The sequence below is a fragment of the Adhaeribacter aerolatus genome (assembly GCF_007991635.1).
GTDB classification, from domain to species: domain Bacteria; phylum Bacteroidota; class Bacteroidia; order Cytophagales; family Hymenobacteraceae; genus Adhaeribacter; species Adhaeribacter aerolatus.
The window spans coordinates 1-15,616 of sequence record NZ_BJYS01000028.1; the positions used below are offsets into that span (position 1 = coordinate 1).

Sequence of the window (15,616 nt, forward strand, 5' to 3'; positions counted from 1 at the left end):
GCAAGCCTTCGCGCAGGATATTTTTACTTTGTTTGAAAAGGCCATTGAAACTACCGATGCCACCGATTTTTACGAAAACTACTTTTCTGTTCCGGATACTTTAAACTTTTTTGATTTTAAAACCAGGCTCAATTGGCTCGCCTTTGGGTCTTACTTACCGGGGCCTGATACCAAACGGGAGTTCAATGACGAAATGGCCGATCTGGTAAATACAACCCCGGCCGGGTTGCAACTGCCAATGCTGGATAAAATAATGTATATGTACCGCGAGAAGTTTTTGTACAGCTACCGGTATTCTTTCGGCGCACTAAACGCCCCTGAATTATTTGCCAATCTAGCCATTTGCCCGGCACCTAAAAAAGAAGAAATCAAGAACCTGGCTTTGGTACACAGCGGCAAATTTACGTACGAAGGCTCTGAAAATAATCATTTCCTGTTCCGGCACCTGTTTACCAAGACGCTTTATAAAGTACGGCAAGACTCGGTGCAGGCGCCACCTACCGACGACAAAGCAAAAAAAACTTATGATTTTTCGGTAATTAAATGGAATAACGACTGGTGGATAACCGGTATGATGGTAGTAAACGAATTGAAACCGGCTGAAATAGCTAATTACCAGAAACAACCTTTTACCAAATTCTGGATGTATGGCCCGGAAGAAGCAGAAAAATTACAGAAAAGCGTAGACCTGATGCATGCTTCTTTTGTAGAATATTATGGCAGCCCTTTAGCTACTTTCAATAGTCCGGAAGAGTTAGAATCATCGTTGCAGGATTATTTCGATTTTCATGCGGAGAAACAGGGTGCAGCGGACGAGAATTATAGAAAAAAGCGGTTATCTTCCCGAAAAGAGCAGGAAAAATTAACCGCCTCGGCTATTCAGAACCTACCCGATGAAGAAAAGCCTACCGGTATTTTCTTTGTGAAAGGGGTGGGTACTGTTACTATTTCGAATATAGCCGAGATAATCCGGCGCATGGAAGCTGAATCGTTGAGCAGTGACGAACAGTTAAAATTATTCCTGGATTTAAGTATAAATCTATTGCCAGCGGTAGCCGAATATTTACTTCAGCATTACCCCACCAAAAATGTAAAATTTCCGATTCCGGGCAGCCAGGTAGATGCGTTAGAAAATATGGCTTATTTCTGGCGCTATTATAATCCCGAGGAATTCGGCCCCATTTACCCGCTGGTAACTACAGTTGAATTTGAATAAGAAAAGCTGCGCCAGAATCACCGACGCAGCTCTTAAACAAGCTTCTAAACTAAAAATTAAGAAATGCCGCTGCCCGGTTTCACTGCTGTGGAAGGTTGCACAAAAGTCAGGCTGCCGTCCGCATTCTCGGCCATTAAAATCATGCCCTGGCTCTGAATGCCTTTTATTTCGCGGGGCGCCAGGTTTACCAGTACCGATACCTGTTGCCCAATAATAGCTTCGGGTACAAAATGCTCGGCAATCCCGCTTACAATAGTCCGCTGGTCAATGCCCGTATCAATTTTTAGTTTCAGCAGTTTTTTGGTTTTGGCTACTTTCTCAGCCTCCAGAATGGTACCTACCCGAATATCCATTTTAGAGAAATCCTCGAAAGAAATATTTTCTTTCGCCGGATTAGCCGAAGCGTTAGCTAGCTGATTGGCTATTTTGGTATCTAATAATTTTTGTACCTGCGCCTGCACGGTTTCATCCTCAATTTTCTGAAATAACAACGCAGCTTCGCCTAACTGATGATCAGCTATAAGGTAATCGGGTGCGCCGGCAGCGGCCCATTCATCGGTTCTGATGCCTAACATGGCAGCCAGTTTGCGGGCGGTTTCGGGCAGAAATGGCTCCGAAACAATGGTGAGGCTGGCGGCAATTTGCAAGGCAATATTTAAAATGGTTTTTACCCGTTCCTCATCGGTTTTAATAATTTTCCAGGGTTCGGTATCGGCTAAATATTTATTACCCAATCGGGCCAGGTTCATTAACTCACTTAAAGCCTCCCGGAACCGATATCGCTCAATTAAATCGGCAATGGTTTGGGGGAAAGCTTTTAACTCATCCAGCACCATTACATCGGCGGTTTGCAGTTCGGCTTTAGCCGGTACCTTGCCGTCGAAATATTTATGCGTCAGTACCACCGCCCGGTTAATAAAATTACCAAATATGGCCAACAACTCGTTGTTGTTGCGGGCCTGGAAATCTTTCCAGGTAAAATCATTGTCTTTGGTTTCGGGGGCATTGGCGCACAATACATAGCGCAGCACATCGGCTTTGCCGGGGAAATCTGCCAAATATTCGTGCAGCCACACCGCCCAGTTGCGCGAAGTAGATATTTTATCACCTTCCAGGTTCAGGAATTCGTTGGCCGGTACGTTGTCTGGCAGAATATAATCGCCGTGCGCTTTCAGCATTACCGGAAAAATAATACAATGAAACACAATATTATCTTTGCCGATAAAGTGCACCAGTTTGGTATCTTCGTCCTGCCAGTAGGTTTGCCAATCCGGAGTTAAGTCTTTCGTAGCCGAAATATAGCCGATGGGCGCATCAAACCACACGTACAGCACTTTGCCTTTGGCTTCCTCCAGCGGCACCGGCACTCCCCAATCTAAATCGCGGGTAACGGCGCGGGGTTGCAGACCGCCGTCTATCCAGCTTTTGCATTGCCCGTATACGTTGGCTTTCCATTCCTGGTGGCCTTCTATAATCCATTCGCGCAGCCAGTTTTCGTACTTATCCAGGGGTAAGTACCAGTGCTTGGTTTCCTTCATCACGGGCTTTTCGCCGCTGAGCATACTTTTGGGATTTATCAGGTCGGTGGCATTTAAGCTCGAACCGCAGCTCTCGCACTGGTCGCCGTACGCATTTTCGTTGCCGCACTTGGGGCAGGTACCCACAATGTAGCGGTCAGCCAGAAATTGCTGGTTTTTCTCGTCGAAATATTGCTGAGAGGTTTTTTCTTCGAATATGCCTTTATCGTATAGATTCGTAAAGAAACCGGCTGCTGTTTCGTGGTGGGTCTGGTTGGAGGTGCGGGAATAAATATCGAAAGAAATATTAAAGTCGGCAAAAGAATCTTTAATTAGCTGATGGTATTTATCGACTACCTGTTGCGGCGTGGCGTTTTCTTTTTGCGCCCTAATGGTGATGGGCACGCCGTGTTCGTCGGAGCCGCAAACAAATTTAACATCGCGGCCCTGCGCACGCAGGTAACGTACATAAATATCGGCCGGCAGGTATACCCCCGCCAGGTGCCCGATGTGTACCGGCCCATTGGCGTAAGGTAAGGCCGCCGTTACGGTGTAGCGTTTATAGTTTTTTGTCATAATGCAGGTTTAAAGTCACAAATATACGTAAATGGTGTAAGTGTTGGCTTGCCTATATTTATACCGCCCAATCAGCTAAAAGCGTTTTCGGCCATGCAAAGGCGGAACAGATAAGAAAATAGGGCAATAATTTATTCTAACCCAAATACTTCAGAATTTTGTTGCCCCGGTAAAAACCCTTCAATTCAATTAATTATATTTTAGGCTGTTGTTATGGAAAAAACTGAGAAAAAAGAAGAAAAGAAGAAATCCGGCAAAAAGAAAGTTGCCTCAAAAGATGCTCCTTTAACCCTTTCGTTGGAGAAAATAGAACGGGAGTTTAATAAAAAAATGAAAGGAGTGGTAAAGGAGGTAAAAAAAGATACCAAAAAGGCGATTAAAAATATTATTAAAGAGGCACGCCAGAAACTTAAGGATAGCGCAGCATTAATTATGAAGGATTTGCTGAAAAATGCCGAACCTAAACCAGAAAATATTACCACCCCGGAAACAGAACAGCCAGTAGTTGAAGCAGAGCCGATTGATAATGCCTTAGATTATAATAACCAACCAACCCCACCTGAAGCGCCCGGGAAAGAAGAAAACGAAGCCGCCTTAGCCCCTGCTCCACCAAAAACAACCAATTCCCGAGTCAGGAAAACAAGAGCTACTACCGGGGCTGAATCAGGAGCTACCAACCCCACCAGAACCCGAAAGCCCACAGCTCCCAAAGCTAATCCCGCCGATATGTCAGATACGGAGCGTGAATGAAATAGCCTATAACCAAAAATCCTTATTAATTTCTTATTAATGATTAACCCAAACAAGCATTGGCTTTACTGTGGACGGGTGGCCTGAACGTAACAATGGCCTGTCACTTAAAGCAATATTGGGAACTACCTGAAAGGATATAAGATAGGAAGTGGTTAAGACCTAGCGGATAGTATCGGCTCTGGGACGGCCTAATTCCATGGTACGGACTTCAACAGGCTCGTTGTGCGGCTTAGTCTGGCCCCAGTCTTCAATATTTTTTTTTCGGTTTATTTCACTAGCCTGGTTATTCAGGTTAGGCTGGCGGAGAATAGGCCGGGTATCGGCGTTGTTATAAATGGCGCGACGATCCGCATCACTTTGTATCGTGCTGGGGACCGTCGCATTAGTCTCGTTAGTTTCCCGGGCGGAAGTACAGGCTATCATCATCAAACCAACTCCTGCCATTATAGCTTGCGCTGCCTTACTTGTCCGCTCCCCACTCATTTTCTCCTTTCTGCTTACCTAACGAGTTTACCATTTACAAAAAGCATTTAAGCTTCTTTACCTTCCTGCAAAGCCTGGTAACCCACCTCCGTTAACCGCAAACCGGCGGCATCCGGAACGGCATAAGCTTCTTTACTCAGGTGATGTTCGGCCTCAGCCATGGCATCTTTATAATGCTGATGCTCACTTTTCTCATCCAGATAAGGCAGCAACTGATCGTAGGATAAAACCTCGTTGGCCGGCGTACCAAAATGCCGGAACGCTTCCATTATCAGCTGCGCGGTGTGTTCTATATTATTGCTAGTTGAACTTAAGTCCATGTTTTTAGTCATCATTCGTACTACTGATACGGGTTAGCCCTAGCAAAAGGTTATACATAAAGCTTATATAAAATTGTATTATTTTTTCTGGAAGTTTAAAGCCGCCGAATTAAGGCAGTAGCGCAACCCGGTAGGTTTAGGCCCATCGTCGAAAACATGGCCCAGGTGCGCGCCACAGTTGCTGCACACTACTTCGGTCCGAACCATGCCCAATTCCAGGTCCTGCAGCTCTTTTACCACGCGGTTATTCAGCGGTTTGTAAAAACTGGGCCAGCCGGTACCGGAATCGAACTTGGTGGCCGAGCTGAATAATTCCTGGCCGCAGCCGATACAGGCATAAATACCTTTTTGTTTGTTATTATTGTACTTATTCGCAAAAGGCCGTTCGGTACCCTTCTCACGGGTTACATTATATTGTTCCGGGGTAAGTTGCTGCCGCCACTCCGCTTCGGTTTTTACCACCGCATAAGTGGTTTTCCCCTGATTCAGGGCATTTACTTTTTGGTTGGGCAATGGTGCTCCGCCGGTAGCTGCCGTACCACCTTCTTTTTTCTGCTGGGCACAAGCCGATAAGGCCATTGTACAAACCAGCAACAGGTTAAAAATTATTTTCATCTGGTATAAATATTTATTGGGTGCTGTTTTTTTAAGAAGCATACGAGTAGTTAAAGGCAATCAGTTTGACAAGCTTGAAAAAGAGTTATTACCTACGAAACTTTTTTAAACCTAAATTTCTTTATAAAAACTACAGTCCGAAGCTTTAACCGATAGTATTTTTTCCGGTTAATTTTTTGTATCTTTGCGGCCTGAAATAAAAAAAATGAGTCAGAATATTCGAAACATTGCGATTATCGCACACGTTGACCACGGCAAAACTACCCTGGTTGATAAAATCATCCACGCATCTAAAATCTTTTCCGAACACCAACACTTCGATGATCTGATTCTGGATAATAACGATCTGGAACGGGAAAGAGGTATAACCATCGTTTCCAAGAACGTGTCGGTTCGGTATAAAGATGTAAAAATAAATATTATTGACACCCCGGGCCACGCCGACTTTGGCGGGGAAGTAGAACGGGTATTAAAAATGGCCGACGGCGTTTTGTTACTGGTAGATGCCTTTGAGGGCGCTATGCCGCAAACCCGTTTTGTGTTAAGCAAAGCCATTTCGTTAGGTTTAAAGCCAATTGTGGTAGTAAACAAAGTAGATAAAGAAAACTGCCGCCCCGACGAAGTACACGAACAGGTTTTTGACCTGATGTTTAACCTCGGCGCCACCGAAGACCAGCTGGACTTTGTAACCTTATACGGTTCGAGCAAACAAGGCTGGATGAGCACCGACTGGCAGCAGAAAACCGAAGATATTACGCCGTTGCTGGATGCCATTGTAAATGTAATTCCGGCAGCGCCTACACTGGATGGTACCCCGCAAATGCAAATCACTTCGCTTGATTATTCGTCTTTTGTGGGCCGGATTGCCATTGGAAGGGTACACCGCGGCACCTTAACCGAAGGCGAAGCCATTAGCTTGTGCAAACGCGATGGTTCTATCAAGAAAATGCGCATCAAAGACATTCACATTTTCGAAGGTTTGGGTAAAGTAAAAGTGCCCAGCGTATCGTCTGGTGAAATTTGCGCGATTACCGGTATTGAAGGTTTTGACATTGGCGATACCATTGCCGATGCCGAAATGCCCGAAGCGCTGGCCCGGATCTCGATTGATGAGCCAACCATGAACATGTTGTTTACCATTAACAACTCACCGTTTTTTGGCCGGGAAGGTAAATATGTAACCTCCCGCCACTTACGCGACCGGTTATACAAAGAAATTGAGAAAAACCTGGCTTTGCGGGTAGAAGAAACCGACAAAGAAGATACCTTCCTGGTGTACGGCCGGGGTATTCTGCACTTGTCGGTATTAATCGAAACCATGCGCCGCGAAGGCTACGAATTACAAGTAGGGCAGCCGCAGGTAATATTTAAAGAAATTGACGGTCAGCGCCACGAGCCCATGGAGCACCTGGTAGTAGATGTGCCCGAAGAAACGGCTGGTAAAGTAATTGAACTGGTGACCCAGCGCAAAGGTGAATTAACCATTATGGAGCCGAAAGGCGACTTACAGCACCTGGAATTTAATATTCCGGCGCGGGGCTTAATTGGTTTACGTAACAATGTTTTAACCGCTACCGCCGGCGAAGCCATTATGAACCACCGTTTCATCAGCTACGAACCGCACAAAGGTCCTATTCCAGGCCGTATTAATGGTTCGCTTATTTCGCTGGAAACTGGTCCGGGCACGGCGTATTCTATCGATAAATTACAGGACCGCGGGGCATTCTTTGTGGATCCAGGGGAAGAAGTATATGCAGGCCAGGTAATTGGTGAACACAGCCGCGGCAACGACATTACCGTTAATATTCAGAAAGGCAAGCAGCTGACCAACATGCGGGCTTCCGGTTCGGATAATAACGTGAAAATTGCCCCGAAAAAGCAATTCTCTTTAGAAGAAGCCATGGAATATATCCAGAAAGATGAATTATTGGAGGTTACACCCAAGAGCATCCGGATGCGGAAAATATACCTGGACGAGAACGACCGCAAACGCTACGAAAAACGCGACGAAGAATAAAATTCAGAAATTTAAATTTAAAAAGGTACTGCGCGGCAGTGCCTTTTTTTTTCTCCATACTTTAAACAAAATACCAGCATTACCACTTTATGTTTTCAGATTGCAGCCCTTTTTAAAATTTTAAGTAAGAACAACTTGTAATTGCGATTACCTTTAAAGCATAAAATGCGTACACGCGGTGGTAGTTTAGCCATTGGTTGGGCCAAATAAAATAATAAATTTGCCCTGCGTTCATCTCTCTTAAAAAAGAATTGATGATAAATCAGCGTTGCAAAAGAGATAAGAAGGAGCGGCGGCAGAAAAACAGTTGCGTCAATGAGCTTGACATGTTGGTTTGAGACTGAAAGATAATCTCTTTTTTGTATCAGTTACCAGGTTAATACCTGGTAACTAATTTATAATACTTGCTTCCGGGTAGCCCGGCAGCATGCTAAGAAACATCTAAATTAACGTTAGGCATACCTAAACCGAATGGATACAGATGAACCTGTAATAAAACCACCCAAACGCCGCTATCTTATTTCCAGAAAAGTGGACCGGGTGTTTCTTAATCTTTATGATGTATACACTTTTGTTTTACGCTTTTTTAAGGAGGTATTTTTTCCGCCTTATGAGTTTAAAGAAATAATAAAACAATTTTACGAAGTAGGGCTGCGCTCCTTGCCGCTTATTTCGCTTACCGGTTTTATTATTGGTATTGTATTTACAAACCAATCGCGGCCCTCGCTTACCGAATTTGGGGCTACCTCGTGGTTACCCGCTTTAATTTCGATTGCTATTGTGCGGGCTTTGGGTCCTTTGGTTACCGCTATTATTGCCGCCGGGCGGGTCGGGTCCAGCATTGGCGCCGAAATTGGGTCGATGAAAGTAACCGAACAAATTGATGCCATGGAAGTATCAGCCACCAACCCGTATAAATTCCTGGTGGTTTCGCGGGTGCTGGCTACTACCCTCATGATTCCGATTTTAATGATGTACACCGTTTTTGTAGCCTTAATGGGGGCGTACGTTAATGTGCACCAGCACGAGCAAACCAGTTTTGCTACCTTTATGGTCGATGTTTTCGATGCGATTACATTTCTGGATATTTTTGCCTCGGTTTTTAAATCGTTTCTTTTTGGCTTTACAATTGGTATGGTGGGTTGCTACAAAGGGTATAATTCCTCAAAAGGTACCGAAGGCGTAGGCAAAGCAGCTAACTCGTCGGTAGTTACAGCCATGGTGCTCATTTTTATCGAAGAGTTGTTAACCATGCAGATCATTAACGCCATCCGTTCGATGTAAACCTGACTGTATGAAAAAAACAAATCCGAACATCAATAAAGAAAACAAAGTAATCTCCATCCGGGGGCTTAAAAAAGCTTTCGAAGATTACAAAGTGCTGCGGGGTGTGGATCTGGATCTGTACCAGGGCGAGAACCTGGTGGTTTTGGGACGGTCCGGCACCGGAAAATCGGTATTGATTAAAATTATTGCGGGCCTTTTAAAGTTAGATAAGGGTCATGTAAATGTACTGGGCCAGGAAGTAAATAAACTCAAGCCCAAAGAACTGGATGAACTCCGGCTTAAAATTGGTTTCTCTTTCCAGAACAGTGCCCTCTACGACAGCATGACCGTGCGGGAAAACCTGGAATTCCCATTATTGCGCCATTCGCGCGATTTAAGCCAGCAGGAAATTGATAACCTGATTGAAACCGTTTTGGATGCCGTTGGACTGGCCCAAACCATTAATCAGATGCCCTCCGAATTATCGGGGGGGCAGCGCAAGCGCATTGGCATTGCCCGTACTTTAATTTTACGGCCCGAAATAATGCTTTATGATGAGCCTACCGCTGGCCTCGACCCCATTACCAGTATCGAAATAAACAACCTGATTAACGAAGTACAAAAAAGATTTAATACTTCCTCTATTATTATCACCCACGACCTTACCTGTGCCCGCGATACCGGTGATCGTATTGTGATGCTGCTGGACGGTCAATTTCAGCGCCAGGGTACGTTCGAAGAAGTATTTAACACCAACGATGAGCGGGTGAAGGCGTTTTATGATTATAATTTTATAGAATAAATGAAAGCTGCAGAAAGTAAACGATTAACGGTAGTAGGTATTTTTATATTTGTCGCGCTGATAATATTTATTGCCGGCATTTTAACCCTGGGTGGCCAGCAGAAAAGATTCGTGGACACCATTAAGGTTTACGCTATCTTCGACGATGTAGCTGGTTTAAAAACCGGAAATAATGTCTGGTTTTCGGGGGTAAAAATTGGTACCGTAAAAGATATAAAGTTTTACGGCGATGCGCAGGTGCGCATTACCATGAATATTGAAGAAGCCTCCATACCTTACATTCGTAAAGATGCCAAAGCCCGGCTGGGCTCCGAAAGTTTGATCGGTAACAAAATTATTGAGATATACGGCGGTACGCGCCGTTCGAGCACTGTAGAAGATGAAGATGTGCTGGCCTCAGAAGAAGCGCTCGACACCGACGTGATGATGGAAACCCTGCAGAAAAACAACGAAAATCTGGTAAGTATTACCAGTGATTTCAAGACGTTGAGCAACCGGTTGGTAGCCGGGCAAGGGACCATGGGCGCCGTTCTGAACGATTCTCTTATGGCCGATAATTTCCGCGCCATTGTGAACAACTTAAAACAAACATCCTCTACCACTTTACGGGCTTCGGCGGCTTTATCGCGGTTTACCGCCAAACTAAATACCCCCGAAGGTTTGGCCAATCAGCTATTAACCGACACGGCCGTTTTTAACCAGATTCGGTCTTCGGCCACCCAACTGGAGAAAACAGCCGCTGCCGCCGCCGAAATGACCCAAAACCTAAACGAAACCAGCCGTAAACTCGATGACAACAACAATGCCGTTGGGGTATTGTTGAATGATCCGCAGTTTGCCGGCAGTTTAAAAAATACCATGGTTCACCTGGAAAAAAGCTCTATTAACCTGAATGAAGATTTGGAAGCCTTAAAAACCAACTTTTTGTTAAGAGGTTATTTTAAACGAAAAGCCACCCGGGAGGCCAAACAACAGGAAAGACAACAAACCAGAGAAGAAAAACATCAGGAAAAGGTAAATAATTAATGATTCCAGACCCGTTAAAAATTTAACGGGTCTTTTTTTTATAGCCTAAAACCACCTTAAAACAAAACAATACAAGTTCTTTTGAAAGGCCCTGAAGGTATAAAATTAAATTTTTTATTCAGCTTTTATCCCATAATAAATAGCTGATGCACCGGTTATTTATCTGCGGGTATCTTACTAACCCTCTTTCATTTCTTTTCTGCTATAAATTTCTTTCCGGTTTTCTGCCGGATTTACTATTAAAGAAGAAAAATTATGCCTATATTGTTTACCAAAAATTAGCCACCCCATTTATTTGTTTCACTTACTAATTCATCTCTAATGGATCGCAGAGAAGCCATTTTTAAAGTTGCTACCCTCATGGGGGTAACCCTGTCGGCCCCACTTATTTCCGGATTGGTTTACGGTCAGGGCAACACCCTGTTAGCTATACCAGATGGCTATATCTCGCCGCTGGCCAATGATAACCAGCAAAAAATGATTGCTGAAATTGCGGAGTTAATTATCCCAACTACCAAAACCCCGGGGGCCAAAGCGGCCAAAGTACCTGAATTTATTAATGTACTGATAACCGATTGTTACCCGGAGCAGGATCAGAAACGGTTCTTTAGCGGGTTAGATAATTTAGATGAAGCTGCCAAGAAGGCTTACGGCAAAGGTTTTTTAGCTGCTACCAAAGCGCAGCAAACCGAACTGCTTAAAAAAGCTGAAGCTGATACCCGGGCATTACGGGCAAAACAACCATCTGCCCCCGCCCCATTCTTTCAGATGATTAAAGAAATGACCGTAACCGGTTATTTCACTTCTGAGATTGGTGCCACCAAAGCCCTTAATTACATAGCAGTACCGGGTGCTTACCGGCCTTGCGAGCCCATGAAACCGGGACAGAAAACCTGGGCAACCTGATTACACAGGAGCCAAACAGATTTTCTCTTTTTTATCCACCCAGTTAATATTTATTTTTATTCATGAACCTTAATTTAAAAGCACAAGCACAAAATACTTACGATGCCATCGTAATCGGTTCCGGCGTGAGCGGGGGCTGGGCGGCCAAAGAACTAACCGAAAAGGGACTAAAAACCCTGATGCTGGAGCGGGGCCATAAACTAGAGCACGTAAAAGACTATACTTCTGCCATGAAAGATCCCTGGGAATTTAAATACCGGGGTCGTATTACCCAGAAGCAACGCGAATCGCACCCATATATTAGCCGCGATTACCCTTATAATGAATACAATGAAAGCTACTGGATAAAAGATATCGATTCGCCGTACACCGAGAAAAAGCGGTTCGACTGGTTCCGGGGCAATATTGTGGGCGGTAAATCCATTATGTGGGGCCGGCAATCGTACCGCCTCAGCGATATTGATTTTGAAGCCAACCTGAAAGAAGGCATTGCCACCGATTGGCCTATTCGGTACAAAGATATTGCGCCGTGGTACGACTACGTTGAAAAATACGTGGGCATCAGCGGTCAGGCCGAAGGACTTCCCCAATTACCGGATGGCCAGTTTTTACCGCCTATGGAATTTAACTGCATTGAGAAATCCGTTAAAAAAGTAGTGGAAGGTAAATTCCCCGGCCGGAAAATTACAATGGGCCGGGTAGCCAACTTAACCAAACCATTAAATGGCCGGGCCTCCTGCCAGTACCGGAACTTGTGTAGCCGGGGCTGTCCGTACGGCGCTTATTTCAGTACCCAATCGTCTACTTTGCCGGCAGCGGTTAAAACCGGTAATCTAACGTTGCGCCCCGATTCGATTGTAAACTCATTAATCTACGATGAGAAAAAAGGTAAAACCACCGGGGTACGGGTAATCGATTCTAATACCGGCCAGATGACCGAATATTACGCCAAGATTATTTTCGTAAACGCGTCGGCCCTGAGCAGTACCTGGATTCTGATGAACTCCACTTCTAACCGGTTCCCGAACGGGTTTGGTAACGCCAGCGGTCAGTTGGGCCACAACCTGATGGACCACCACTTCCGGACCGGCGCTTCCGGCGAAACCGATGATTTTGCCGACCAATATTATTTTGGCCGCCGGGCTAATGGTATTTACGTACCCCGCTACCGCAATATTGGCAACGATAAGCGCGATTATGTTCGCGGTTTTGGTTACCAGGGCAGTGGCAGCCGCGATGGCTGGCAACGCGCGGTAGCCGAGATGGGCTTTGGCGCCGACTTTAAAGAAGCGATGACCAAACCAGGCAAATGGAAAATGGGCCTCGGTGGCTTTGGCGAGTGCTTGCCTTATTACGAAAACAAGATAACCCTGAACAAAGACGTAAAAGACAAGTGGGGTCAGCCAACGTTAACCTTCGACGCCGAGTTTAAGGAAAACGAGATGAAGATGCGGAAAGATATGGCCAACGATGCGGCCGAAATGCTGGAAGCGGCCGGTCTGAAAAACGTAAAAACCTACGATGCTGGTTCTTATCCGGGTTTAGCTATTCACGAAATGGGAACTGCCCGCATGGGCCGCGACCCGAAAACTTCGGTGCTGAACGCCTTTAACCAGGTACACGAAGCGCCGAACGTATTCGTAACCGATGGCGCCTGCATGACTTCTGCCTCCTGCGTAAACCCATCGTTAACTTACATGGCTTTAACCGCCCGCGCCGTAGACCATGCTGTAAAAGAGTTAAAGAAGAATAATATTTAATATTAGTCGATTATAAAAAAGCAAAGCCGGCAATTTTGTCGGCTTTGCTTTTTTATATTAAACCCAAAATAAACCTATGAACGAAAAAGAAATCATGCTGGCCGGTGGTATGTACAACCCCAACGATCCCGAATTAGTAGCGGACCGGCTGAATGCCCGTAGAACCCTCTACGATTATAACCACAGTCATCCCGATGAAACCGAAAAACGCCGGCAAATCCTCGCCAAATTATTCCACTCCGAAACTACTTGCTACATCGAGCCGGCTTTTCAGTGTGACTATGGCTACAATATAAGCTTCGGCGAAAATTTTTACGCCAATTTTAACTGTGTTATTTTAGATGTATGCCGGGTTACATTTGGCAAGAACGCCTTTCTGGCACCCAATGTACAAATTTATACCGCTACGCACCCGCTGGACGCGCAGGAGCGGATTTCCGGCCGGGAATTTGGCAAACCCATAACCATTGGCGATAACGTCTGGATTGGTGGGCACTCAGTTATTTGCCCCGGCGTTACCATCGGGCACAATGTGGTTATCGGGGCCGGCAGCGTCGTTACCAAAAATATTCCGGATAACGTAGTGGTGGCGGGTAACCCAGCCCGGATTATAAAACAACTGTAAATAATGTGCTAGGCCTTTATGCACCCCTCCCTTAACTCGCAGCCCACTCACCCGAAAAACCACCTTCTGGCAGAGGATTCAGGCCAGGTATTCAGCACCAAATTGCTGTTTTACTTAACATTAGCCAAGTTTACGATTCAATATTTATTTCTGAACCCGGCTTACCAGCTCCACCGCGACGAATATTTGTACCTGGACCAGGGACGCCATTTGGCCTGGGGCTTCTTGGAAGTGCCGCCGGTTATCTCGGTTTTGGCTTGGTTTACACAGCTAATGGGTAACAGTCTTTTTTGGGTAAAATTCTGGCCGGCTCTGTTTGGTGCGCTCACGCTGTATGTTATGGGTAAAATGGTGCAGAAGCTTGGGGGTGGCACTTTTGCGCTCTTTTTGGCGGGTTTTTGCTTTGTTTTTTCGGCTTACCTGCGATTAAACTTATTGTTTCAACCTAATTCCCTCGATGTATTACTCTGGACTTTATATTTTTACCTGATCATCCGGTACATCCAAACGGGCAAAAATAACTACTTATATGGCCTAGCCTTTGCTTTGGCAACCGGGTTATTAAATAAGTATACCGTTGGCTTTTTCATCATTGGGGCCTTGATGAGCTTTTTGTTTACCCGCCACCGCGTATTATTCTGGAAGAAAGTTTTCTACCAGGTCTTGTTGCTCACGGCGGTATTGGTGTTGCCTAATATTTTTTGGCAATTGCAGCATAACCTACCTTTTTTCACGCACATGCGCGAGTTACAGCAAAAGCAATTGCAACACGTAGCCCTCTCCGATTTTTTACTCGATCAGGTGATTATGTGCATTGGAGCTTTGCTGGTTTGGCCGCTGGGTTTAGCCATGGTCTTCTTCAATCGCCGGGCCAAACCATACCTGGCCGTTGGTATCATATTCCTGGTGGTAATGGGCTTATTGATTGGGTTGCAGGGCAAGAGTTATTACACGCTGGGCTTATACCCGGTACTGATAGCAGTGGGCAGTCTGGGTTGGGAAAAGCTTACCCAAAAGGGCTGGCGCTACTGGTTGCGTCCCATCCTGTTGGCTTTTCCACTGCTTTTCTTATTCCCGGTATTCCCGTTGGTTTTTCCGGTATTACCACCGGCCACGATGGCTACTTATGCCGCCAAGTTTAAAGATTTAGGCGTGTTGCGCTGGGAAGATGGCCAGCACCATCAGCTACCCCAGGATTATGCCGATATGTTGGGCTGGGAAGAACTTACAACTATTGTGGCAAAAGCTTACCACCAGATTCCGGCGGATCAGCGCCAAGCAACACTTATTCTGTGCGATAATTACGGCCAGGCTGGGGCTATTAATTATTACGGCAAAAAATACCAGTTACCCCCTGCACACACCGAAAATGGCAGTTATCTCCTCTGGCTGCCTCAGCCTTTAACCTTTACGAACGTAATTCTGGTTGGCGACATCCCTGATTCGGAGCACCAGAAACTTTTTAAAAGCGTCAAAAAAATCGGCGAAATAACAGAACCGTACGCGCGGGAAAAAGGAACCGGGGTATTGGTACTCTCCGGCGCTGCTCCCGAAATAATAAATATTGTGAACGACCGGATTAAAAAAGAAAGAGCAGTTTTCGGCAGGTAACCATTGCGCCAAACGAAAGACTTTGCAGAACTTTCGTCTATGTTCAGGCAATATTCTTGTAACAAGAGAATGCATTTACCTATACCAGAGCTATTTTACGCTAAATGCCGCTAATACTATCTT

The 15,616-nt window shown here is 45.4% G+C and carries 14 protein-coding genes; 10 read left to right on the top strand and 4 right to left on the bottom strand.

Going from position 1 to position 15,616, the window contains the following annotated elements; genetic code table 11:
* The coding region (locus AAE02nite_RS26350; protein ID WP_170252635.1) for a hypothetical protein at positions 1-1,216 on the top strand (1,216 nt) is incomplete at its 5' end.
* Between the two features lie 56 nt (positions 1,217-1,272).
* On the opposite strand, the gene metG is transcribed toward AAE02nite_RS26350, so the two are convergent.
* On the bottom strand, positions 1,273-3,309 hold the full coding sequence (gene metG, locus AAE02nite_RS17720) for a methionine--tRNA ligase (protein WP_146900728.1): 2,037 nt from the start codon (positions 3,307-3,309) through the stop codon (positions 1,273-1,275).
* A 213-nt stretch (positions 3,310-3,522) separates the two neighbouring features.
* Between metG and AAE02nite_RS17725 the strand changes: the two genes are divergently transcribed.
* Positions 3,523-4,059, top strand: a complete 537-nt coding sequence (locus tag AAE02nite_RS17725) for a hypothetical protein (RefSeq protein WP_146900731.1) — start codon at positions 3,523-3,525, stop codon at positions 4,057-4,059.
* Between the two features lie 162 nt (positions 4,060-4,221).
* Here the strand turns inward: AAE02nite_RS17725 and AAE02nite_RS17730 are convergent, their stop codons facing one another.
* The 3 genes from AAE02nite_RS17730 to msrB all read right to left on the bottom strand — a co-directional run bounded on the left by AAE02nite_RS17730 (position 4,222) and on the right by msrB (position 5,480).
* A complete protein-coding gene (locus AAE02nite_RS17730) occupies positions 4,222-4,506 on the bottom strand; it encodes a hypothetical protein (RefSeq protein ID WP_146900734.1) in 285 nt (94 codons plus the stop codon).
* An 86-nt stretch (positions 4,507-4,592) separates the two neighbouring features.
* A complete protein-coding gene (locus tag AAE02nite_RS17735; protein ID WP_246151135.1) occupies positions 4,593-4,880 on the bottom strand; it encodes a hypothetical protein in 288 nt (95 codons plus the stop codon).
* A 63-nt stretch (positions 4,881-4,943) separates the two neighbouring features.
* Positions 4,944-5,480 carry a peptide-methionine (R)-S-oxide reductase MsrB gene (gene msrB, locus AAE02nite_RS17740; RefSeq protein ID WP_146900737.1) on the bottom strand — a complete coding sequence of 179 codons (537 nt, stop codon included), beginning with the start codon at positions 5,478-5,480 and terminating at the stop codon, positions 4,944-4,946.
* Positions 5,481-5,685: 205 nt separating this feature from the next.
* Here msrB and typA point away from each other — a divergent pair, with 205 nt between their 5' ends.
* The 8 genes from typA to AAE02nite_RS17780 all read left to right on the top strand — a co-directional run bounded on the left by typA (position 5,686) and on the right by AAE02nite_RS17780 (position 15,493).
* Positions 5,686-7,497: a translational GTPase TypA gene (gene typA, locus AAE02nite_RS17745; protein ID WP_146900740.1), complete on the top strand. Its 1,812-nt coding sequence runs from the start codon at positions 5,686-5,688 to the stop codon at positions 7,495-7,497.
* Positions 7,498-7,968: 471 nt separating this feature from the next.
* Positions 7,969-8,781, top strand: coding sequence for an MlaE family ABC transporter permease (locus AAE02nite_RS17750; RefSeq protein WP_146900743.1), 813 nt, complete (start codon positions 7,969-7,971; stop codon positions 8,779-8,781).
* Between the two features lie 10 nt (positions 8,782-8,791).
* The gene (locus AAE02nite_RS17755) at positions 8,792-9,565 is read left to right on the top strand and encodes an ABC transporter ATP-binding protein (RefSeq protein ID WP_146900746.1); all 774 of its coding nucleotides are present in this window, start codon (positions 8,792-8,794) and stop codon (positions 9,563-9,565) included.
* Positions 9,566-10,591: an MlaD family protein gene (locus AAE02nite_RS17760; RefSeq protein ID WP_146900749.1), complete on the top strand. Its 1,026-nt coding sequence runs from the start codon at positions 9,566-9,568 to the stop codon at positions 10,589-10,591. It begins immediately after the preceding gene.
* Positions 10,592-10,912: 321 nt separating this feature from the next.
* Positions 10,913-11,497, top strand: a complete 585-nt coding sequence (locus tag AAE02nite_RS17765; RefSeq protein ID WP_146900752.1) for a gluconate 2-dehydrogenase subunit 3 family protein — start codon at positions 10,913-10,915, stop codon at positions 11,495-11,497.
* A 62-nt stretch (positions 11,498-11,559) separates the two neighbouring features.
* A complete protein-coding gene (locus AAE02nite_RS17770; protein WP_146900755.1) occupies positions 11,560-13,257 on the top strand; it encodes a GMC oxidoreductase in 1,698 nt (565 codons plus the stop codon).
* Between the two features lie 76 nt (positions 13,258-13,333).
* Positions 13,334-13,882: a sugar O-acetyltransferase gene (locus AAE02nite_RS17775; protein WP_146900758.1), complete on the top strand. Its 549-nt coding sequence runs from the start codon at positions 13,334-13,336 to the stop codon at positions 13,880-13,882.
* Between the two features lie 18 nt (positions 13,883-13,900).
* Entirely contained in the window at positions 13,901-15,493 is a 1,593-nt protein-coding gene (locus AAE02nite_RS17780) for a glycosyltransferase family 39 protein (RefSeq protein WP_146900761.1), read from the top strand.
* The last annotated feature ends 123 nt before the right edge of the window (positions 15,494-15,616 follow it).

Bases quoted from the DNA above. Each gene is read 5' to 3' on its own strand.
- AAE02nite_RS17765 (WP_146900752.1), top strand. From the start codon at position 10,913: ATGGATCGCAGAGAAGCCATTTTTAAAGTTGCTACCCTCATGGGGGTA.
- AAE02nite_RS17750 (WP_146900743.1), top strand. From the start codon at position 7,969: ATGGATACAGATGAACCTGTAATAAAACCACCCAAACGCCGCTATCTT.
- AAE02nite_RS17770 (WP_146900755.1), top strand. From the start codon at position 11,560: ATGAACCTTAATTTAAAAGCACAAGCACAAAATACTTACGATGCCATC.
- typA (WP_146900740.1), top strand. From the start codon at position 5,686: ATGAGTCAGAATATTCGAAACATTGCGATTATCGCACACGTTGACCAC.
- metG (WP_146900728.1), bottom strand. From the start codon at position 3,309: ATGACAAAAAACTATAAACGCTACACCGTAACGGCGGCCTTACCTTAC.
- msrB (WP_146900737.1), bottom strand. From the start codon at position 5,480: ATGAAAATAATTTTTAACCTGTTGCTGGTTTGTACAATGGCCTTATCG.
- AAE02nite_RS17730 (WP_146900734.1), bottom strand. From the start codon at position 4,506: ATGGCAGGAGTTGGTTTGATGATGATAGCCTGTACTTCCGCCCGGGAA.
- AAE02nite_RS17725 (WP_146900731.1), top strand. From the start codon at position 3,523: ATGGAAAAAACTGAGAAAAAAGAAGAAAAGAAGAAATCCGGCAAAAAG.
- AAE02nite_RS17760 (WP_146900749.1), top strand. From the start codon at position 9,566: ATGAAAGCTGCAGAAAGTAAACGATTAACGGTAGTAGGTATTTTTATA.
- AAE02nite_RS17775 (WP_146900758.1), top strand. From the start codon at position 13,334: ATGAACGAAAAAGAAATCATGCTGGCCGGTGGTATGTACAACCCCAAC.
- AAE02nite_RS17755 (WP_146900746.1), top strand. From the start codon at position 8,792: ATGAAAAAAACAAATCCGAACATCAATAAAGAAAACAAAGTAATCTCC.
- AAE02nite_RS17780 (WP_146900761.1), top strand. From the start codon at position 13,901: ATGCACCCCTCCCTTAACTCGCAGCCCACTCACCCGAAAAACCACCTT.
- AAE02nite_RS17735 (WP_246151135.1), bottom strand. From the start codon at position 4,880: ATGATGACTAAAAACATGGACTTAAGTTCAACTAGCAATAATATAGAA.